At 69.4% G+C, this 17,521-nt stretch carries 17 protein-coding genes and 1 other RNA gene; 9 read left to right on the plus strand and 9 right to left on the minus strand.

The features are described 5' to 3' along the window. Positions 1–55 precede the first annotated feature (55 nt). Positions 56–697, plus strand: a complete 642-nt coding sequence (locus tag R2J75_RS16250) for a hypothetical protein (RefSeq protein WP_316410621.1) — start codon at positions 56–58, stop codon at positions 695–697. A 6-nt stretch (positions 698–703) separates the two neighbouring features. Here the strand turns inward: R2J75_RS16250 and R2J75_RS16255 are convergent, their stop codons facing one another. Beyond that, positions 704–1,801 (minus strand): NADH:flavin oxidoreductase/NADH oxidase, encoded by a 1,098-nt coding sequence (locus tag R2J75_RS16255; protein ID WP_316410622.1) that lies wholly within the window; start codon positions 1,799–1,801, stop codon positions 704–706. Between the two features lie 122 nt (positions 1,802–1,923). On the opposite strand from R2J75_RS16255, the gene R2J75_RS16260 reads away from it, so the two are divergent. Next, positions 1,924–2,388, plus strand: a complete 465-nt coding sequence (locus R2J75_RS16260) for a MarR family winged helix-turn-helix transcriptional regulator (protein ID WP_316410623.1) — start codon at positions 1,924–1,926, stop codon at positions 2,386–2,388. Here R2J75_RS16260 and R2J75_RS16265 read toward each other — a convergent pair whose 3' ends face one another. After that, positions 2,389–3,612: an MFS transporter gene (locus R2J75_RS16265; protein ID WP_316410624.1), complete on the minus strand. Its 1,224-nt coding sequence runs from the start codon at positions 3,610–3,612 to the stop codon at positions 2,389–2,391. A 97-nt stretch (positions 3,613–3,709) separates the two neighbouring features. Here R2J75_RS16265 and R2J75_RS16270 point away from each other — a divergent pair, with 97 nt between their 5' ends. Continuing rightward, complete coding sequence (locus R2J75_RS16270) at positions 3,710–4,672, plus strand: LysR family transcriptional regulator (RefSeq protein ID WP_243346389.1); 963 nt, start codon at positions 3,710–3,712, stop codon at positions 4,670–4,672. A gap of 27 nt (positions 4,673–4,699) precedes the next feature. Here R2J75_RS16270 and R2J75_RS16275 read toward each other — a convergent pair whose 3' ends face one another. Both R2J75_RS16275 and R2J75_RS16280 read right to left on the minus strand, forming a co-directional pair. After that, the gene (locus R2J75_RS16275) at positions 4,700–6,667 is read right to left on the minus strand and encodes a M1 family metallopeptidase (protein WP_243329643.1); all 1,968 of its coding nucleotides are present in this window, start codon (positions 6,665–6,667) and stop codon (positions 4,700–4,702) included. Between the two features lie 215 nt (positions 6,668–6,882). Beyond that, a complete protein-coding gene (locus tag R2J75_RS16280; protein WP_243329645.1) occupies positions 6,883–7,968 on the minus strand; it encodes an aldo/keto reductase in 1,086 nt (361 codons plus the stop codon). Positions 7,969–8,074: 106 nt separating this feature from the next. On the opposite strand from R2J75_RS16280, the gene R2J75_RS16285 reads away from it, so the two are divergent. Further along, a complete protein-coding gene (locus R2J75_RS16285; protein ID WP_243329647.1) occupies positions 8,075–9,016 on the plus strand; it encodes an AraC family transcriptional regulator in 942 nt (313 codons plus the stop codon). A gap of 201 nt (positions 9,017–9,217) precedes the next feature. Here the strand turns inward: R2J75_RS16285 and R2J75_RS16290 are convergent, their stop codons facing one another. Then, complete coding sequence (locus R2J75_RS16290; RefSeq protein ID WP_243345743.1) at positions 9,218–9,865, minus strand: cysteine hydrolase family protein; 648 nt, start codon at positions 9,863–9,865, stop codon at positions 9,218–9,220. Between the two features lie 108 nt (positions 9,866–9,973). Here R2J75_RS16290 and R2J75_RS16295 point away from each other — a divergent pair, with 108 nt between their 5' ends. The 4 genes from R2J75_RS16295 (at position 9,974) to R2J75_RS16310 (ending at position 13,718) form a co-directional block, all read left to right on the plus strand. Then, positions 9,974–10,930: a GlxA family transcriptional regulator gene (locus R2J75_RS16295; protein ID WP_316410625.1), complete on the plus strand. Its 957-nt coding sequence runs from the start codon at positions 9,974–9,976 to the stop codon at positions 10,928–10,930. Between the two features lie 65 nt (positions 10,931–10,995). Beyond that, positions 10,996–12,288, plus strand: a complete 1,293-nt coding sequence (locus tag R2J75_RS16300; protein WP_316410626.1) for a PQQ-binding-like beta-propeller repeat protein — start codon at positions 10,996–10,998, stop codon at positions 12,286–12,288. A gap of 105 nt (positions 12,289–12,393) precedes the next feature. Then, the gene (locus R2J75_RS16305; RefSeq protein ID WP_243329654.1) at positions 12,394–12,849 is read left to right on the plus strand and encodes a DinB family protein; all 456 of its coding nucleotides are present in this window, start codon (positions 12,394–12,396) and stop codon (positions 12,847–12,849) included. 452 nt (positions 12,850–13,301) lie between these two features. Continuing rightward, the gene (locus R2J75_RS16310) at positions 13,302–13,718 is read left to right on the plus strand and encodes a hypothetical protein (protein WP_316410627.1); all 417 of its coding nucleotides are present in this window, start codon (positions 13,302–13,304) and stop codon (positions 13,716–13,718) included. 160 nt (positions 13,719–13,878) lie between these two features. Here R2J75_RS16310 and R2J75_RS16315 read toward each other — a convergent pair whose 3' ends face one another. The 4 genes from R2J75_RS16315 to ssrA form a co-directional block, all read right to left on the minus strand. Continuing rightward, positions 13,879–14,946 (minus strand): hypothetical protein, encoded by a 1,068-nt coding sequence (locus R2J75_RS16315; RefSeq protein ID WP_316410628.1) that lies wholly within the window; start codon positions 14,944–14,946, stop codon positions 13,879–13,881. Positions 14,947–15,273: 327 nt separating this feature from the next. Next, positions 15,274–15,705, minus strand: coding sequence for an antitoxin Xre/MbcA/ParS toxin-binding domain-containing protein (locus R2J75_RS16320; protein WP_316410629.1), 432 nt, complete (start codon positions 15,703–15,705; stop codon positions 15,274–15,276). A gap of 18 nt (positions 15,706–15,723) precedes the next feature. After that, positions 15,724–16,224 (minus strand): GIY-YIG nuclease family protein, encoded by a 501-nt coding sequence (locus tag R2J75_RS16325; RefSeq protein WP_316410630.1) that lies wholly within the window; start codon positions 16,222–16,224, stop codon positions 15,724–15,726. A gap of 181 nt (positions 16,225–16,405) precedes the next feature. Next, positions 16,406–16,788, minus strand: a transfer-messenger RNA (tmRNA) gene (gene ssrA, locus R2J75_RS16330). Between the two features lie 113 nt (positions 16,789–16,901). Here ssrA and gmk point away from each other — a divergent pair. Then, complete coding sequence (gene gmk / locus R2J75_RS16335) at positions 16,902–17,516, plus strand: guanylate kinase (RefSeq protein WP_243329659.1); 615 nt, start codon at positions 16,902–16,904, stop codon at positions 17,514–17,516. Positions 17,517–17,521: the final 5 nt, after the last annotated feature.

The following is a 17,521-nucleotide window of genomic DNA, read 5'->3' on the forward strand; positions in this document are numbered from 1 at the left end:
TCCGTTCTACCGCCTCCTGGTAGTTTGGACAAAATCAACATCAAAGGAACGGGCCATGCGGATTCCCCTCGTACGGATCAGCCTCCTTGTGCTTGCCACCCCCCTGCTCCAGGCCGCCGATGTCGCCTGGGAACTGAAGGCCGGCCTCACCGCGCCCCTCGGGTCCGTCCGGACCCATCCCGACGCGGGCATGGACGGCTCGATCGGCACCAGTTTCGGGGCCGCCGTCGTCTGGAGGCTCCGCCCCCATGACAGCCTCCGGGTGCGCCTCGACCTCGCGGGCCTGGGCACCAGCGCCAGCCACCGCATCGACACGGGCGACCCGAACGAGACCCTGACCTTCGAACCGGAGTGGAGCATTCCCGAGTTCGGCGTCGACTGGCGCCATGACTGGCTCAAGGGCGGCGCGGGGTGGTTCGTCGAGGCCGGGGCGGGCTTCGCCTCCCCCAAACTCGGCCTCAACACCCACTACACGGCCGGCCCCGGTTGGCCCACCGTCGGGTCCACCTACACGGCGCGCCAGGACACGAAGCCCGCCCTCCAGATCGGGGGCGGGCATTTCTTCACGCCGCGCGTCTTCGCCTCGGCGACCTACCACCACGTGTTCGTGGACAAGTCCGGCTCCGACCCCTTCCCCTTCGACACCCTCACCTGGCTCGACGTCTCCGTGGGGGTGCGCTTCGGCGGAGGCCGGTGAGACCGCTCACCGGTACCGCGCGATCCAGTGCGCGTAGGGCGGGGGCAGGGTCCGGGCGGCGGCGTCCTCGAGGCCCAGCTCCCGGGCCGCGTGGAACGGCCAGTGGGGATCGTCCAGGAAGGGGCGGCCCAGGGTGTAGAGGTCGAGCTGGCCTTCCCGCAGGAGGGCGTCGGCCTCCCGGGCGTCGCGGCTGAGGTTCCAGCTGGTGCCCACCGGGAGGCCCGTGGCCTCCCGGATCCGGCGCGCGTGGGGCAGCAGCATGCCGGGGCCCCAGGGGATCTGCGCGTCCGGCGTGTTGAAGCCCATGGAGACGTCCACGAAGTCCAGGCCGCCGTCCTTCATGCGGTTGAGCAGGTCCACCGATTCCAGGAACATGGCCTCGTCGTCGCCGTGGAACTCCACGACGCCGAGCCGCACGTTGAGCACCCGGTCCTCCGGCCACACTTCCCGGACGGCCCGGAAGGTCTCGAGGAGGAAGCGGGCCCGGTTCTCCGCGCTGCCCCCGTAGGCGTCGGTGCGCGCGTTGACCAGGGGCGAGAAGAACGCCTGGGCCAGGTAGCCGTGGGCCATGTGCAGCTGGAGCCACTGGAACCCCAGGTCCCGGGCCCGGACGGCCGCGGCCACCGTGTCCGCCTGGACCCGCCGGATGTCCTCCAGGGTCATGGCCCGGGGCACCCGGTCGAGGCCCTTGCCGAAGGCCGCGGCCGACGGCGCCAGGGTCTCCCAGGCGTTGGGCTGGCCCAGGGGGATGTGATCGTCACCCTCCCACGGCCGGTTGGCAGAGGCCTTCCGGCCCGCGTGGCCGATCTGGAGGCCCGCCACCGCGCCCGCGCTCCGGATGCCCGCGACCACCGGCTCCAGGGCCGCGGCCTGGGCGTCGTTCCACAGGCCCAGGTCCGCCCAGGTGATGCGGCCTTCGGGGGAGACGGCGGTGGCCTCCACCACCACGAGCCCGGCGCCGCCCCGGGCCAGGGAGCCGTAGTGGACGCGGTGCCAGTCCGTGGCCCGGCCCTCGTCGGCCATGTACTGGCACATGGGCGGCACGGCGATGCGGTTGCGCAGGGTGACGCCCTTGAGGGCGAGGGGGTCGAACAGTCCGGGCATGGGAACCTCCGCGAGGGACAGGTTCCAAATTAATTGCACGCGCCGACTATTTCAAATAAAAACTATTTGACGCTGCAAATTTTGTCTTGTGCCATGATTCTGGGGCAGCCCCCGGAGGCGCGATGGCCCCACAACCCCCAGAAGGCACGGTCCTGGCCCGGAACTGGGGCGCCCTGTCGCTGCTCCACGCGCACGTCCAGGGCCACCTGGAGCGGGTCCTCGCGGAGGGCTGGGGCCTCTCCGCCCGGGAATACGACCTCCTGGACGTCCTCAGCCGGCAGCACGCGGGTCCCGGCGGCCACCTCCAGATGAAGCAGGTGGCGGACGCGGTCCTCCTGAGCCAGAGCGCGACGACGCGCCTGGTGACCCGGCTCGAGGAGCGGGGCCTCCTGGCGCGCTTCTTCTGTCCCACGGACCGCCGGGGCATCTACACCAACGTCACCCCCGAGGGCTTCGCCGTCCTGGAGCGGGCCCGGCCCGCCCACGACGCGGCGCTGGCGGAGGCCTTCGCCGCCGCGCGGCGCGAGCCCGCCTCCCGGCCCCTGGTCGCGGCCCTCGAGGCCTTCTGGAAGGGCCGCCAGGCCTGATCAGGACCGGCGGCGCGCCACGAGGCTCAGGACCGACGCGCCCACGGCCAGGCCCGCCACGCCCTGCCATCCCGCGCGCTGGAAGAGCGCCGAGGCCAGGGCCGACCCCGCCGCCATGCCCAGGAACATGCCCACGTAGAGCACCGCGTTGAGGCGGCTGCGGGCCTCGGGCTCCAGGCCGTAGACGAGGGTCTGGTGGGCGATGAGGGTGGACTGGACGCCGAGATCGAAGCCCACCGCGCTCACGCCGAGCACCCAGAGCCGGGTCTGCGGGGCCATCCAGGGGAAGGCGAGCATGGGCAGGAAGGCCGCCAGGGTCAGGACGGCGCCGGCCCCGGCCACCCAGGCCGGCCCCCTGCGGTCCGCAAGCCGGCCCGCCAGGGGTGCCAGGAGGGCCCCCGCCGCGCCCGCGAGCCCGTAGGCGCCGGCCGCGGCGGAGCCCAGGTGGAAGGGCGCGCCGTGGAGGTACACGGCCAGGGTCGACCAGAAGCCGCTGAAGCCCACCGCGAGCAGCCCCTGGGCCAGGGCCGCGCGGCGCAGGGCCGGGTGGCGGCGCAGGAGCGCGGCCAGGGTCAGCAGCAGGTCCCCGTAAGCGAGGGACGTGGTGGGGCGGAAGGCGGGGAGGCGGCGCCACGCGGCCGCCAGGATCCCGGCGACGCTGAGGGCGGCCCCGCCGAAGGTCCACCGCCAGCCGAAGCGGGCCCCCACCACCCCGCTGACCACCCGCGACAGGAGGATGCCCAGGAGGAGCCCCGTCATGACGTAGCCCACCATCTGGCCCCGGGTGCGCTCGGGCGCGAGGGCCGCGGCGGCGGGGACGAAGTCCTGGGCGAGGGTCGCGGCCAGCCCCACCAGGAGGCTCCCCGCCAGGAGCTGGGCCAGCGAGCCCGCCGAGGCCACCAGCAGGAGGGCCGCGATGAGCACGGCCCCCTTGGCCAGGATCACCCGCTTGCGGTCGTACCGGTCCCCCAGGGGCGCCAGGAAGAGCAGGCCCAGGGCGTACCCGCACTGGGTGAGGGTCGGCATCCAGCCGATGGCCTGGCTCCCGGCGCCCAGGCTCTCCGCCAGCAGGCCCAGGAGGGGCTGGTTGTAGTAGAGGGTGGCCACCGACAGGCCGGCCCCGGCGCCGATGAGGCCCAGGAGGCCCGGGGTCAATACCTCTTGCGAATGAACGGGGACGGCGGCCGATGCCGGGGCGGTGAGGGGTTCGGGGTGCCAGGCCATGGTCGGTCTCCTGTCTGATCCAATGCAGGATCAGTGTCCGGCCGGAGCTCCATCCTGCGTAGGCCCGCCGGGGGCATGAGGCTTATACTTCTGGCGTATGGCCAAGCCCCTCCCTCACCATCCCCCCTCCCCGTCCCCCGCGGACCGCCTGGAGCTCTGGCAGACCTTCGTGCGCATCGTCGAGGCGGGGAACCTCACCGCCGCCGCCCGCCACCTGCGCACCACCCAGCCCACGGTGAGCCGCCGCCTCCAGCAGCTGGAGGCGGCCACCGGTGTCCACCTGGTCCAGCGCACCACCCACAGCTTCCGCCTCACCCGCGAGGGCGAGGCCTGCTACGAGCGGGTCAAGCGCCTCCTGGCGGACTGGGAGGGCTTCGAGACGGAACTCTCCCTGCCCGCCGGCGACCCCGAGGGCACCCTGCGCGTCGTGGTGCCCCACGCCTTCGGCCAGGAGGTGCTGGTCGGGCCCCTGGCGACCTTCCTGGAGCGCCACGCCCGCGTCGCGGTGGAGTGGATCCTCCATGACGAGCCCGGCCACTTCATCGCCGCGGGCATCGACTGCGCGCTCCAGGTGGGGGAGGTGCAGGATCCCAACCTGGTGGCGATCCGCCTGGCCCAGGTGCCCCGCATCGCCGTGGCGGCCCCCGCCCTCCTGGGAGCGGCCCCGCCCCGGACCCCGGAGGACCTGGCGGCCCTGCCCTGGCTCGCCCTGCGCACCTACTACCACCGGGAGGTGGCCCTGGTCCACGCCGCCACCGGCGAGACCCGCACGTTCCGCATCCAGCCCCGCCTGAGCACGGACAACCTGGTCGCCCTCCGCGCCGCGGCCTCGGCCGGCCTCGGCGCCTGCGTGGGATCGGCGTGGATCTTCGCGGAGGACCTGGCCCGGGGGCGGCTCGTGCAGCCCCTGCCCGCGTGGCGCGGCACCCCCCTGCCCCTCAGCCTCGTCTACCCCTACGCCCCCAGCTACCCCACCCGGCTGCGGCGCTTCGTGGAGACCATGCGGGACCAGGTGCCCGCGCTGTTCGAGGCCATGAACGCGGCCCCGGGCGGCGCCTGAGCCGCCCGGGGCCGTCGCCGGACCCGCCTACTGGCCGCCCTTCGGGGGCAGGGCCAGGCCGTAGTAGTACTTGTCGAAGAAGGGCTTGAAGTCCTGCCGGGTGACCGCCTCGAGGACCATCCGCACGTCGTCCGTGGTGACGAACTTGTCCTTGAAGTTGATCTGCATGGACTTCATGAAGCGCCAGAAGTCCTTGTCCCCGATCCGCTCGCGGATGCGCTGGAGCAGGAAGGGCCCCTTCCCGTAGAGCAGGGCGAACCGGATGAGCGCGGAATGTCGCCTGTCCTTCGCCAGGTGGATGCGGTTGGCCATCGGAATGGGGCCGAGGGGCGCCGCGAATTCCGCGTTGACCTTCCAGCGGCCCACGACGCCGTCGAAGGCCGAGTCGCCCTTGCCCCGGACGAACTTCATGGCCTCGCCGCTCATGTACTCCGCGAAGGCCTCGTCCAGCCACTCCTCCTCGGCCGAGGGGGTCTTCAGGAGGCCGCCCCAGTACTGGTGGGCCACCTCATGGGCGATGCGCTGGTTGAGGCCGTGGGTGAAGAACTTGGCGAAGTCGTCCGTCTTGCCCTCGAAGGCCTCGTCGCTCAGGATCATCATCCCCGGAGGGGCCTGCCCGTAGCCCAGGTCCCGGTCCTGCACGATGACGAACTCGTCGTAGGGGAAGGGGGCGAGGATCTCGCCGTAGAGGTCGATGAAGGCGTTGGCGAGTTTGGCGATCTGCTTGGACTGGACGCCGGCCGAGACGTAGCTGGCCACGTTGATCCGGCGCTTCCCGAAGACCTCCTCGGTCAGCACGAACTTGCCAATGAACAACGCGTAGTTGCACACGGGCCGGTTGAAGGCGACGCGCATCACGTTCATGCCGTCCTCCTCGGACCGCTTGATGGTCTCGCCGCCCGAAACGGCCACCCAGGCCTTGGGAGTGCGGACCTCGGCGCGGAGGGTGTAGTACTCGCCCGACGCCTCCGGCAGGGGGAACCACGGCTCGATGTCGAACTTGAAGCAGTCCACGTTGTCCGGATTGAACAGGAGCCGGCCCTGGATCTCGACCCGCAGGGTGATCACCTCGTCGGGGGAAGCGGTGCGGCCGAGGTCCACCAGCAGATCATTGTTCCCGTGGTGGAACGCCAGGGCGCGCCCGGCGGCGTCCGTGACCGAGGTGACCCGGACGGGCGAGGCCTCCCACAACCGGGCGCCGAAGCGGTAGAGCTTGCTGTTGAGGCGCAGGGGCAGCACCCGCATGGCCTCGAAGGGAACCACCGTCTCGACCGCCGTCAGGGCGGCCATGCCGGTCGGCTCTGCCGTCAACTTCAGGTCCACATCCTTGAGGATGTACCGGGGGTCCGAAGGCACGCCCGGCTTCCACCCCAGGGGCTGGAAGGACAGGGGCTGGAAGTGGTGGTATTCCTCGTTGTTGTGGAACTCCACGTGGATGGCGTCGAGGGCCTCCACCTTGCTCCAGGCCTCGTCGAGGCGGTAAATGAGCGCGAACTTGCCGCTCCGGAGTTCGGCCACGGCCGCGGCCTTGCCCGGGGCATTCCGGGAGGCGTAGGCCAGCAGTTCCTCCTTCCCGTGCCAATAGGGGGCCGTCAGCTGCCCGACCTGGAAGTCCAGCCGGAACCGCTTGGCGTGTTCCTGGAAGGCCTTGTCGAGGTCGGCGTCGGTGGCGGCGGGGCCGTTGAGCAGGCTCTCGGGCGCCCCCAGGACGAGGCCATCCTCCACCGGCATCGCGGCGCCGAGGCTGCCGTCCTTCTCCTCCCACTTGTAGTTCAGGACGCCCATGGGCGTGGAGCTGTTCTCCCCGTTGTACCGGAACACCTTGATATCGGGCTGGAAGGTGGAGACGTAGCGGAAGGAGCCGGCCCCCGTGAAGTACAGGCCCACGCAGGTGCCGTTGGCCATGACGCGGTCGGCCACCCCGGACTTCACGGTGAGTTCCGCGCGCCCGGTCTTCCAGGTGAGGCCGCTCACCTGCCGGGGGGTGCCGGCCAAGGTGAGCTTGAAACCCAACGGAAGGCCCGCCGGAGGGGCCTGGGCGAAGGCCAGGGATGAACAGAGGGTTATAAGGCATCGAAGCCAGAAACGCATGGCGGGGTCCTTGAAAAAGGCGAAGCGATGGATTTGATGCCTCCATTCTCACCCAGGAAACCCCTGCCTGGAAGCAAAATGGCCCGCGGGATCCTGCCGGGCCGCGGGCCATTGAATGATCAATACGTAGCTTCCCCGGGCTGGATGGAGAAGGGGCTGGGAGCCCCGTACACCCCATTCACCGTGGTCCCGGCGTTATGAATGGACGGGAATATCGGCATCATGCTCTGGGGGAACCCGAAGGTGGGCCGGGTCAGCTCGTCCAGCCGGGCCACGGCCTCCGGCGCCAGCTTCAGGTCCAGGGCCCCCACGTTGTCCTCCAGCTGGGCCAGGCGCCGGGCGCCGATGATGGGGGAGGCCACACCGGGCCGGCCGCACACCCAGGCCAGGGCGACCCGGGCCACGGTCGTCCCGTGGGCCGCGGCGATGGCCGCCAGCTCATCGATCAGGGCGAAGGCCCGGTCGTTCAGGGCCGCGTCCAGGAAGGGACCCCGGTCCCGCGGCTGGGAGGCCGCCGTGAGCCGGGTGTACTTGCCGCTCAGGGCCCCGCTCTTGAGGGGGGACCAGGGGGTGATGCCGAGCCCGAATTCCAGGGCCATGGGCACCAGGTCCTGCTCCACCGAGCGCTCCAGCAGCGAGTACTCGATCTGGAGGCCGATGAACGGGGCCCAACCCCGGAAGCGGGCCAGCATGTTGGCCTCCACCACTTTCCAGGCAGGCGTATCCGACACCCCGATGTACCGGACCTTGCCCGCCTGCACCAGGGCCTCCAGGGCGGCCATCGTTTCGTCCATGGGGGTGTGCACGTCCCAGTTGTGGAGCCAGTAAAGGTCGATGTAGTCGGTCTGGAGGCGGCGCAGCGACTGCTCGCAGGCCGCGAGGATGGACTTGCGTCCCGAGCCGCCGCCGTTGGGGTCGCCGGGATAGAGGTTGCCGCTGAACTTGGTGGCGAGCACCAGGCGGTCCCGCTTGGCGGGGTGGCGGCCGAGGTGATCGCCGATGATCTTCTCCGAGTGGCTCTTGGTGTAGAAGTTGGCGGTGTCGATGAAATTGCCGCCGAGCTCCAGGAAGCGGTCCATGATCCGGCAGGATTCCTCCACGCTGGAACCCCAGCCGAGGTCCTCGCCGAAGGTCATGGCGCCGAGGCACATGGGACTGACCCGAAGGCCGGATCGCCCGAGGGTGACGTACTGGTCGAGGGACATGGGAACTCCTGCGTTCGGAACCCTGGGCCCGGGACCGTCCCGGGTTGCCAGGCAGCAAGCCTACGCCGCCGCGCCTGGACCCTGAATGCTTGCAAGTCCCAAAGACATGCGCGATCGTTCAGCCATGCCGGACCTGCTTTCGGACATCCTCTCCCTGGCCAATCCCCAGTCCGTCGTGACGGGGGCCCTCCAGGCCGGCGGCGACTGGGCCGCGCGGTTCCCGCCGCCCGCCCAGGTCAAGTTCTTCGGCATCGCCCGGGGCGCCTGCTGGATGCGGCTGGAGGGCGCCGAGCCCGCGCGGCTGGAGGCGGGCGACGTGTTTCTGCTGTCGGCCCCCCTGGCCTTCGTGCTGGCCAGCGATCCCGCCCTGCCGCCCCTGGACGTGGCGGCCGCGTTCCGCGGCTGCGCGGACGCCGCGGCCCGCCTCAACGACGGCGACGACTTCCTGATGGTGGGCGGCCACGTGGACCTGAATCCGGACAACGGGGACCTCCTCCACGCCGTGCTGCCGCCCATGCTGCTGGCCCGCGCCGGCTCCGCCCCGGCCACGGCCTCCCAGTGGATCCTGGACCAGCTGGTCCAGGAGCGGCTGACAGGGCAGCCCGGCGCCGGCTCCGCCACCGCGCACCTGGCCCAGCTGCTCTTCCTCCACCTGCTGCGGGCCCACCTGGCCAGCCAGGAGGCCTTCCCCCCCAGCTGGATCCGGGCGATCACCGATCGTCAGCTCGCCCCCGCCCTCCGCCTCATGCACGGGGAGCCCGGCCGGTCCTGGCAGCTCGGCGAACTGGCCAAGGCCGCCGGCATGTCCCGCACGAGCTTCGCCACCCGGTTCCGGGCCGCCGCCGGCCTGCCACCCCTGGCCTACCTGACCGAGTGGCGCATGCGCTTGGCCCGGAAGGCCCTGCGGGAGACGGACACGCCGGTGTCGACCCTCGCCTTCTCCCTGGGCTACACCTCCGAGAGCGCCTTCAGCCACGCCTTCAAACGCAGCGTCGGCATCGCCCCCCAGCGCCACCGGGCCGCCCGCGAGGACCCGGCGAACGCCTAGTGCCGAGTCCGCCAAGGCTCCTGGATCATCCGTTCGCGATGGGAGCGGCATTGGCCGGGGGTCTGGGGGCCCGGCATGGGGCCCCCAGGGGGCGACAGTCGGGAAGGCACTGCCTTCCCGACGCCATGGGGGGCTATGCCCCCGATGGACGTGCAGCGGCCGCTCCCCTCGGATGATTCAGGCAACTTGGCGGACGCTGCACTAGTCGGGAATCTCCTCGCTCCGCCACGCCACGCAGGCCGTGCGGTCGGCCAGGGCCGCGAGTTCCGCCGCCTGGAGGGCCGCGGCGGACAGGACCCCCCCGCGGCCGTCGGGCAGGTCCCGCGTGGCCGTGGCCGGGGCCAGGAGGGTGACGGAGAAGCCCAGGTCGTTGGCGTCCCGGGCCGTGGTGCTGACGCAGTTGTGGGTCATGAACCCCACGAGGATCACCCGGGTCCGCCCCGTGCGCCGGAGGGCCGCCTCCAGGCCCGTTCCCGCGAAGGCGCTGATGCGCCGCTTCTCCACCACGGGCTCCCCGGCCAGGGGGCGCAGGGGCGCCACGATCTCGAAGCCCGGCGTCGCGGGATCGAAGACCCCGCCCCCGCCCCGGTGCACCACGTGGATCACGGGCGTGTTGGCGGCCCGGGCCCGCTTCAGGAGGCCGGCCGCGGTCCCCACCGCCGCCTCCATGCCCGCCAGGGGCAGCGCCCCGTCCAGATACTCCCGCTGGGCGTCGATGAGCACGAGGACCGCCTCCGAAAGGCGGGCCGGCGCCGGTACCGCGCCCCCCATCTGGAAGAGGGTCCGGGGCGTCCCGGCGGCGCCGGGCAGGCCGAGCGCGACGGTCAGGGCCAGGGAACGGATCGTCATGGCAACCTCCACGGGGCCTCGGGCCCCGGGTCCAGGGTCCCCGGCCCGGCCTCCGGACAGAAGTGGCGGCTCCGCCCAAAAAAAGGCCGATCCTGCCATACTGCCGCCATGCGGATCGCACTGTGGGTGGAAGCGGGCGCCACGGCCTCGAGCGTCGCCACGACACTGGACCTCTTCCGGCTCGCCCAGCGCTTCCAGCCCAGCGGCGACTTCACCCCCGCCCTCTTCTCCAGCCGGGGCGGCCCCGTCCAGCTCACGGAAGCGGTGACGGTGGCGACCGAAGCCCGGCCCCGCCCCTTCCCGCCCTTGGAGGCCCTGCTTCTGCCCGGGTTCTTCGCGGAATCGCCGGAGGGCATCGCCGAGGCCCTCGCGACCACGTGGCGGGACGCCGTCGCGGTGCTCCGGACGCTGCCCGCCGGAACCCTCGTGGGCGCCAGCTGCTACGGCACCTTCGCCCTGGCGGAGGCGGGCCTCCTGGACGACCGCCCCGCCACCACCACCTGGTGGCTGGCCCAGGCCTTCCGGAGCCGCTACCCCCGCGTGCGCCTGGACGCCGACCAGGCCCTGGTGGACGGCGGCCGAGTTGTGACCGCCGGCGCCATGACCGCCCACGCCGACCTGGCCCTGCACCTGCTGCGCCGCCTGGGGGGCGCCGCCCTGGCCCGCCAGGTGGGCGCCGTGATGCTCCTGGACGGCGCCCGCACCTCCCAGCTGCCCTTCACCTCCCTGGCCCGGCGCTACCCCGATCCCCTGGTCCAGCGGGCCGTGGACTGGCTCGCCGCCCACCTGGCCGAACCCATCACCCTCGAGGCCCTGGCCCGGGCCGTGAACGCCAGCCCCCGCACCCTCTTCCGCCGCTTCCGCGACCGGGCCGGCCTGGCCCCCATGGCCTGCCTCCAGGCCCTGCGCACCGACCGGGCCAAGGAGCTCCTGGAGGCTACTGCCGACGATTTCGAGACCATCACCGCGCGGGTGGGCTACGCCGACCCCGCCACCTTCCGCCGCCTCTTCAAGCGCGCGACGAGCCTCACCCCGGGCCAGTACCGGCGGCGTTTCCGGGGCTGACCGGACCGGGCGCCTCGTCTACACTGGAGCCCATCCCATTGACCCGAACCGAGAAAGGTGGATTCATGGTGCGCCCCCTGGCCACGCTTTGCCTGTTGTCGTCCCTCGCCCTGGCCCAGGAACCTGGCGCCACGGCCCCGAAGCAGGCCCCGCCGCCCGTCTCCGTCCCGGCGGCCAGCGGCGCGGACACCCCCAGCCCCGCCCGGAGCGCCCCCCCCGACTACGACTTCTACAACAACAACCCGGTCTATCCGCTCGAGTTGGAAGTCGGGCGCAGGCCCCTGTGGAGCAAGAACCTCGTGGAGGCCGGCTTCAAGGTCTACAACCCCGGCTTCACCCGGGAGCGCATCCTCCTGTGCGACCACAAGCGGCTCGCCGCCATGGACCCCGCCACCGGCGAACTCACGTGGGACCACACCTTCGAGCGGGACCTGGACGATTACATCAGCGACGGGGACCTCCTCGTCTACACGGACCACCGCATGGGCCTGATGGGCGGCGACACCTGGCTCCACGGCTTCGACATGCGGACGAACACGGAACGCTGGACCATTGAAAATACCCGGGGCGCCTGGCTCCATGTCTTCGATGGCCGCATCTACCAGTTCTTCTGCTCGACCTTCTCCTCCACCCTCCACTGCCTCGGCAAGGACGGGAAGGACATCTGGACCTACAAGACCCGCGGCGCCAGCCGGATCTTCTTCACCGAGGCCTTCGCCATCTTCACCCCCGGCCCCGGCAAAAAGGTGATCGCCCTGAACCTCGCCGACGGCACCGAGGCCTGGACGTTCCCCCTCGAGTCCGACGCCTTCGAGCGCTCCGTCCACAAGTCCGTCATGTATCTCACCCGCCGGAACGTCACGCCCATCGTGGGGGTGGGCGGCACCGTGTTCGTCACCGCCGTCGACCTCAAGACCGGGAAGCAGCTCTGGCAGTACACCACGAGCGCGGACGACGGCTGGTTCCACGAGCAGATCGGCGGCGTGATCTCCAACGGCGACATCTGCGTGCTCGACACCAACCGCCGGCTCATCGGCCTGAACGCCAGGACCGGCGAGCGTTTGTGGGTCGCCAATCCCACCGAGAAGATGAAATTCCTCGACTCCAAGCCCATCATCCTGGGCGGGTCCCTTTTCGTCATCCAGACCGTCAACGGGAAGAAGTCCATCCTCCAGTTCCTGGACCTGGCCACCGGGGCGGAGATCTCCCGCACCGAGATCCCCGACGAAGCCGTCCCGCCCGCCAAGGTGGTGGGGAAGTCCCTCTTCCTCTGCTTCCGGCACGGGGACATGCTCGCCTTCGCCCTGCGGGAGCCGGCGGCCCCCACCCAGGCGCCCGCCCCTGCTTCCGGCCGGTGACCGCATCAAGCCCGGCCGGTTGAAACGAAGGGGGGCCGCAGGATCGGCTAGACTGGCCCCAGGGCCGCCGGCCGCGTCCGCCGGCCCCACCCGGACGAGGCGACCATGAACCCCCTGCTCGAGCACCTCCAGGCCCACTTCATCAAGGATCTGCAAGCCTTCGCCCGGGAGATCGAAGCCTTCCCGGACGATTCGGCCCTCTGGCGGGCGCCCCAGGGCATCGCCAATCCAGCCGGCAACCTGGCGCTGCATGTGGCCGGCAACCTCCAGTTCTGCGTGGGGGCCCTGCTGGGGGGCAGCGGCTACCAGCGGGACAGGGACGGGGAATTCAGCCGGCGCTCCGGAACCCGCGAGGAGGTGGTGCGGGAGCTGGACCAGGCCCGCCGGGCCGTGGAGACGGTCCTGCCCCGCCTCACCGACGCCGATCTCCAGAAGGAATTCCCGCTCACCAAGGACGGCCAGCGATTCCCCACCGATGTCTTCCTGCTGCGGCTCGCCGTCCACCTGACCTACCACCTGGGCCAGGCCAACTACCTCCGGCGCATCACGGCCCAGGCCTGAGCAGGGCCGCCCGCGATCCACGGGCTGGCTCACGGGCAAACATGCAGGCCAGGGCCCCCGGGGCAGCCCGGGTCCAGGCGCCCTCGCGCCCCTCCGGCCAGGCTCCGCATGCCGAGCAGGTGGCCAGGTCCCCCTCCAGGAGCCGGGTGCCGGCCCCATCCGGAATCCGGCGGCGGGTCGGTGGGATTCCACCCGGACCGGCGGAAGCGGTCCCCCTCCGGGGCGCCGGGCAGGTCCATGCGCCCGCCGACGGCCTGCGCCCCGGCGCCGAAGGAAGGCGCGCAGGGCCCCTCCCGCTCCCCATCCGCCGGGGGATCCGGCCTTTCGTCGGTCCGGGCGCACCCTTCGACGGCGGATCAACAACGTTCACCCAGGCGTCGCAGGTCCGGAAAGCGCCCGAACGCCGTCGGCGCATCTGAAGGTCAGCCGGCCCTTCCGGCCTGGAGCCCCAGATGAAACACCTCCCCCTTCTGAGCCTTGTCCTGTCCATGGGCACCCTCGGCATCGCCCACCAGGCCCCACCTCCCCCTCCCGCCTCGGGGCAGCCGCCCCGCATGCAGTACGACCTGAGCCAGGAACAGACCCTCCAGGGCACGGTGGCCCGGATCCAAACCCGGGGGCAAGGGCCCATGAACATGGTGATGCTCACCTTCACCGTGGCGTCGGGGTCCAGGACCGTCTGTGTCGGGCCGGAGGGCATGCTCGCGCGCCGAGGCCTCGCGTTGGCGATCGGCGATGCCTTGACGATCCTCGGAGCGTCCACCCAGGGACCCGATGGAGAGGTCTTCATGGCCCGCACCGTGACCAGGGAAGGAACCACGGTGGACCTCCTGGACAGCCAGGGGCAACCCATTCGCGCGTCCCATTGAGGAGCTGACGTGATCCACCCGGGTGCATCCCCCGGCGACCCTCACCGATCGGGGCGCTGGGTCCTCAACCTCCTGCTGGCCGTGCTCCTGCTGTCCGTGGCCTTCCTCTGGATCGGGTGAGGAAGCCCCCGAGCCGTGGCGAAGGGAAGGCGTGCGCTGGTCAATCGGACTTCCCTTGGGCGGGGGCGCCGGCGTGCTTCCGTTCCTGCTCCTGGATCTTCCCGAGATCAAACGCCTGGCCCGAGAACTGGATCGTGGCCGTGCCGGCGTAGACGAGGTCCATCGCGCGTGCCAGGGTGGTTGCCTTCTCCTCAACGGAATTGAGGCCGATCACGACGCCATCTTTGTATCGGGTGCAGAAGACATGCCGCGGCAGGTCCTTAGCGGGAGTCTTTTCCGGCGTGACGTCCCAATAGAGAATCGGCGTCCCGTCCGCCAAAGTCCCGGCCCAGGAACGCAGCTGGAATGGGACACCGGTGGTCTCTTCCAAGTAGCGGAACTCCCAGTCCCGATGGGCCAGGAGCACCCGTTCTGGGTTCTGCGAGGCGTGATCAGGACAAAACTCATCCGCATCTGCGCAGACAAGTTGGAGGAACGCGCCGTCGGCGGTGAAGGCCATATGCGGGGAACCGCTGAAACCTTCGAAGGTCCGTCCCTCCACCATGATCTTGAAATAGGGCTTGGAGCGGTTCCAGTAGATCGCCATGCCGTCTTTCACATACATCGCGACCACGTCGCCCTCGAGCTTGCCCCCGGGTTTTTGCTTCTCCAGAGTGTGGGTATAGGCCGTAACCACGCGGTTGCCCTTCTCTTTCGGAGGTTCCGGGAGTTGAACGTCGACGGGCACGATCCTGGGCTCAAGAGCCACGGTTGAGACCCATTTCTCGAAGTCTTCCCGGACCTTATCGAAGACGGTGTCGGTGGAATCGCAAAGCAGGTCCAGGCCGATCCGGCCTTTGACGACGAAGGCACGGCGGAGGATGTGGGTATAGCCCCCGTATTCCGCTGTACCCGTGACGTAGAGCCTTCCATCCCGGATCTCCCTCTTGGGATTCTTCATGGGGACCTGGCGGAGCAGGTAGGCCGAAAAGTCCTCCAAGCTTATCCCATTCGGAGCCGGTAGCTTCCAAGCCGTGATGGCCATCATCGGTTTGACGTCGACGCCGCGGGTGTCGCGGATGCCTGTGTGCTGAAAGGCCACGTTGAACCTGTCGGGGTGCGGAGGCATGCCAAGGTCCTCGGGGAGCCAGGCCCCGGGATCAGGGGTTACGTAAACGGCCTCCAGGGTGCCGTCCGGGAAACCTTGGTGCCCCTTGATGGGCGGTGCGGCCAGGAGCCCCAGGGCCACCAGGGGACAGAGGACGATGGAAGCCAGAGAAGGCATAGTGGCACCCTACGGATCTATTGGACCGAATAACCCAAGTCTGGCATGGCACGACGGCAGAGAGCCAGGGGAGCCGGAATCAGGAACGGTGGCTCGGACCTTTGCCTGAGATGGCCCCCCCCATGGTTCAAAGGGGGCAGTCCTTTTTCGGTCCTCGTCCGCCGGAGCCCCTCATTCTCCTTGAGCCCAGGCTTCGAGATGGTTCCTGACCAGCCAAATCCCATCAAGGCCATTGGAGATCATCAAGGCCAAGGCACTCTGCCCATCGAACCTGGGATTGCTGTTGGGCCGGTGAACCCAGCCATCCGCGCTGGCAGGAAGGACCGTGTGAAGGTTGCGGTAGATTCCAAGGATCAGGCTGACCCTCTCGATCTGTTCGATTCCGAGGATCGAATCCGCCCCGAGGAGCCCACGGCGTTGATCCGCATTCAACTGCCATGCGTCTGCCACGTGGTGGAAGATGCGGAGAGCTGGCGCCGCGAGGCGCTGGACATCAGCCTGGGTCAACTCGGAGAGAGGTTTGGGCGACCAGGTGAACCCTTCTTCTGGGTCCTGGTGTCCAGAATCCTCTGGCTCAGATTGTCGTTGAGGCTTCGATTCCATAAATCCTTCTCCGCCAGATCATTCCATTCTTTTGCAGTACCTGGGTCGCAGGCGTTTAAGCAAGCGTGCTTCCATTCCGGCTCGCTCCTCCTCCCTCCAGGCACATGCCTGCAAATGGCCGGCCAAAAGGTCCTTTTCGACCTCTTCAAAGTAGGTGGTAATCCAGGCGCCTTCCTGGGGACGGGCCCAGTGCGCTTGCATGCGGTTCCATAGGTTCGCGGCTTTGCCGACGTACAAAGGGACGATATGCCGTGGTATTTCTACAATTCGACCAGCACTGAGTTCACTCGGGTCCAACGATGGCGTCCAATCGTAGAAGAGATAGACTCCGGAGACCTCGGTTTCCCCGGGCCGTTTGATTGGAACTTCCATCCCTTCTCCAAGACGGACGGCCGGTTCCAGCCAGTCGGCTGCAATCGACCAATCGGGCGCCCTGACTCCCACGGAAGCCAGCAATTCCAGGAGGTCCTGGTCATGATCCTGGGATTCCTCCGTCCATTCTTTGGAGAGGAGGCGCATCTCTGCCTTGGAGGGCTTGGTATCAGGCTTTGGAGGCGACATTCACCAATTATCGCCGAAACGCCTGCCGGACCGGAAATTTACCATAACTTGTCGCCGCGGACTTTGAACCATAACCTGTCGTTCTCGACAGGTTATGGTTCCGCGACACACAACCGATGAGGGTTGGGATTTTGCGGATTGGTGGAGGTGGCGGGAATTGAACCCGCGTCCAAGAAGCGAGACGTGGAGGGTCGTTACAGGCTTGGTCCGGTTCGCGTGACCTCTGCAGGGGACCGGACGACCCTGATCGAGGACGTGCTCCCTGGTCTCGATGGCCGTCAGGGAGCGTCGCGGCCATCCATTCCGTCCCTCCTTTCGGCAGACCGAAGTCACCCGTCGGGAGGTTTTACGAGCCCGCTACCGGAAGATCACGGGGACTCGCTCGTCGCGGTTAAGCGGCGAGGGCCAGTTCGAAGTTATCGTTGGCGTTTTGGTTTTCATCGGCTTGATAAGGGGGCCAACCGATGAACCCCCGCCTGCGCCTCTCACCCCTGCGGCAACCTGTCGAAACCAGTCACCCCCGGGTTGGCGTCCCCGCCGCCTCGCCCCACGAGGTCCGGCCGGTCAGGGATCCCAAGTATGGAACCGCCTTCGCGGGCCCGCAAGCGGCTAAGATGTTCCTTTGGAGTCGTGCATTGACCAGTCATTCCGGGAATGTCTTTGTCCTGTCCGCCCCCTCGGGCACCGGGAAATCCACCCTCGCCAAGCGGCTGGTCCAGGAGCTGCCGGATCTTGATTTTTCCATCTCCTTCACCACCCGCGCCCCCCGGGCGGGGGAAGTGGACGGGAAGGACTACTTCTTCGTGGACACGGCCACGTTCGACCGGATGATCGCCGAGGGCGGCCTGGTGGAATGGGTGGAGGTCTACGGGCACAAGTACGGCACGGGCAAGGATTGGATCAATTCCCACCTGGCGACCGGACGCGACATCCTCCTGGACATCGAGACCCAGGGGGCCCGGAACGTCCACGCGGCCATGCCCGAGGCCGTCATGATCTTCCTCATTCCCCCCTCGGCGGAGGAGCTGGCCTCCCGGCTGCGCAAGCGGGGGAGGGACCCGGAAGCCGAGATCCAGGTCCGGCTGGATCACGCGCGCCACGAGCTGTCGCAGTTCCCCGCATATGACTATCTTGTGGTCAACGACACCCTGGACCTGGCCTACCGGGACCTCCAGGCCGTCATCCTGGCCACCCGGGCCCGGCGTGAACGGATGGGTGCCGTCGCGGAAACGATACTGAAGGGCTTCTGAGGGGA

The organism is Mesoterricola sediminis, assembly GCF_030295425.1.
Taxonomy (GTDB): domain Bacteria; phylum Acidobacteriota; class Holophagae; order Holophagales; family Holophagaceae; genus Mesoterricola; species Mesoterricola sediminis.

Excerpts from the sequence above, each read along its gene's own strand:
- R2J75_RS16250 (WP_316410621.1), top strand. The coding sequence starts at position 56 with ATGCGGATTCCCCTCGTACGGATCAGCCTCCTTGTGCTTGCCACCCCC.
- R2J75_RS16255 (WP_316410622.1), bottom strand. The coding sequence starts at position 1,801 with ATGCCCGGACTGTTCGACCCCCTCGCCCTCAAGGGCGTCACCCTGCGC.
- R2J75_RS16260 (WP_316410623.1), top strand. The coding sequence starts at position 1,924 with ATGGCCCCACAACCCCCAGAAGGCACGGTCCTGGCCCGGAACTGGGGC.
- R2J75_RS16265 (WP_316410624.1), bottom strand. The coding sequence starts at position 3,612 with ATGGCCTGGCACCCCGAACCCCTCACCGCCCCGGCATCGGCCGCCGTC.
- R2J75_RS16270 (WP_243346389.1), top strand. The coding sequence starts at position 3,710 with ATGGCCAAGCCCCTCCCTCACCATCCCCCCTCCCCGTCCCCCGCGGAC.
- R2J75_RS16280 (WP_243329645.1), bottom strand. The coding sequence starts at position 7,968 with ATGTCCCTCGACCAGTACGTCACCCTCGGGCGATCCGGCCTTCGGGTC.
- R2J75_RS16285 (WP_243329647.1), top strand. The coding sequence starts at position 8,075 with ATGCGCGATCGTTCAGCCATGCCGGACCTGCTTTCGGACATCCTCTCC.
- R2J75_RS16290 (WP_243345743.1), bottom strand. The coding sequence starts at position 9,865 with ATGACGATCCGTTCCCTGGCCCTGACCGTCGCGCTCGGCCTGCCCGGC.
- R2J75_RS16295 (WP_316410625.1), top strand. The coding sequence starts at position 9,974 with ATGCGGATCGCACTGTGGGTGGAAGCGGGCGCCACGGCCTCGAGCGTC.
- R2J75_RS16300 (WP_316410626.1), top strand. The coding sequence starts at position 10,996 with ATGGTGCGCCCCCTGGCCACGCTTTGCCTGTTGTCGTCCCTCGCCCTG.
- R2J75_RS16305 (WP_243329654.1), top strand. The coding sequence starts at position 12,394 with ATGAACCCCCTGCTCGAGCACCTCCAGGCCCACTTCATCAAGGATCTG.
- R2J75_RS16310 (WP_316410627.1), top strand. The coding sequence starts at position 13,302 with ATGAAACACCTCCCCCTTCTGAGCCTTGTCCTGTCCATGGGCACCCTC.
- R2J75_RS16315 (WP_316410628.1), bottom strand. The coding sequence starts at position 14,946 with ATGCCTCCGCACCCCGACAGGTTCAACGTGGCCTTTCAGCACACAGGC.
- R2J75_RS16320 (WP_316410629.1), bottom strand. The coding sequence starts at position 15,705 with ATGGAATCGAAGCCTCAACGACAATCTGAGCCAGAGGATTCTGGACAC.
- R2J75_RS16325 (WP_316410630.1), bottom strand. The coding sequence starts at position 16,224 with ATGCGCCTCCTCTCCAAAGAATGGACGGAGGAATCCCAGGATCATGAC.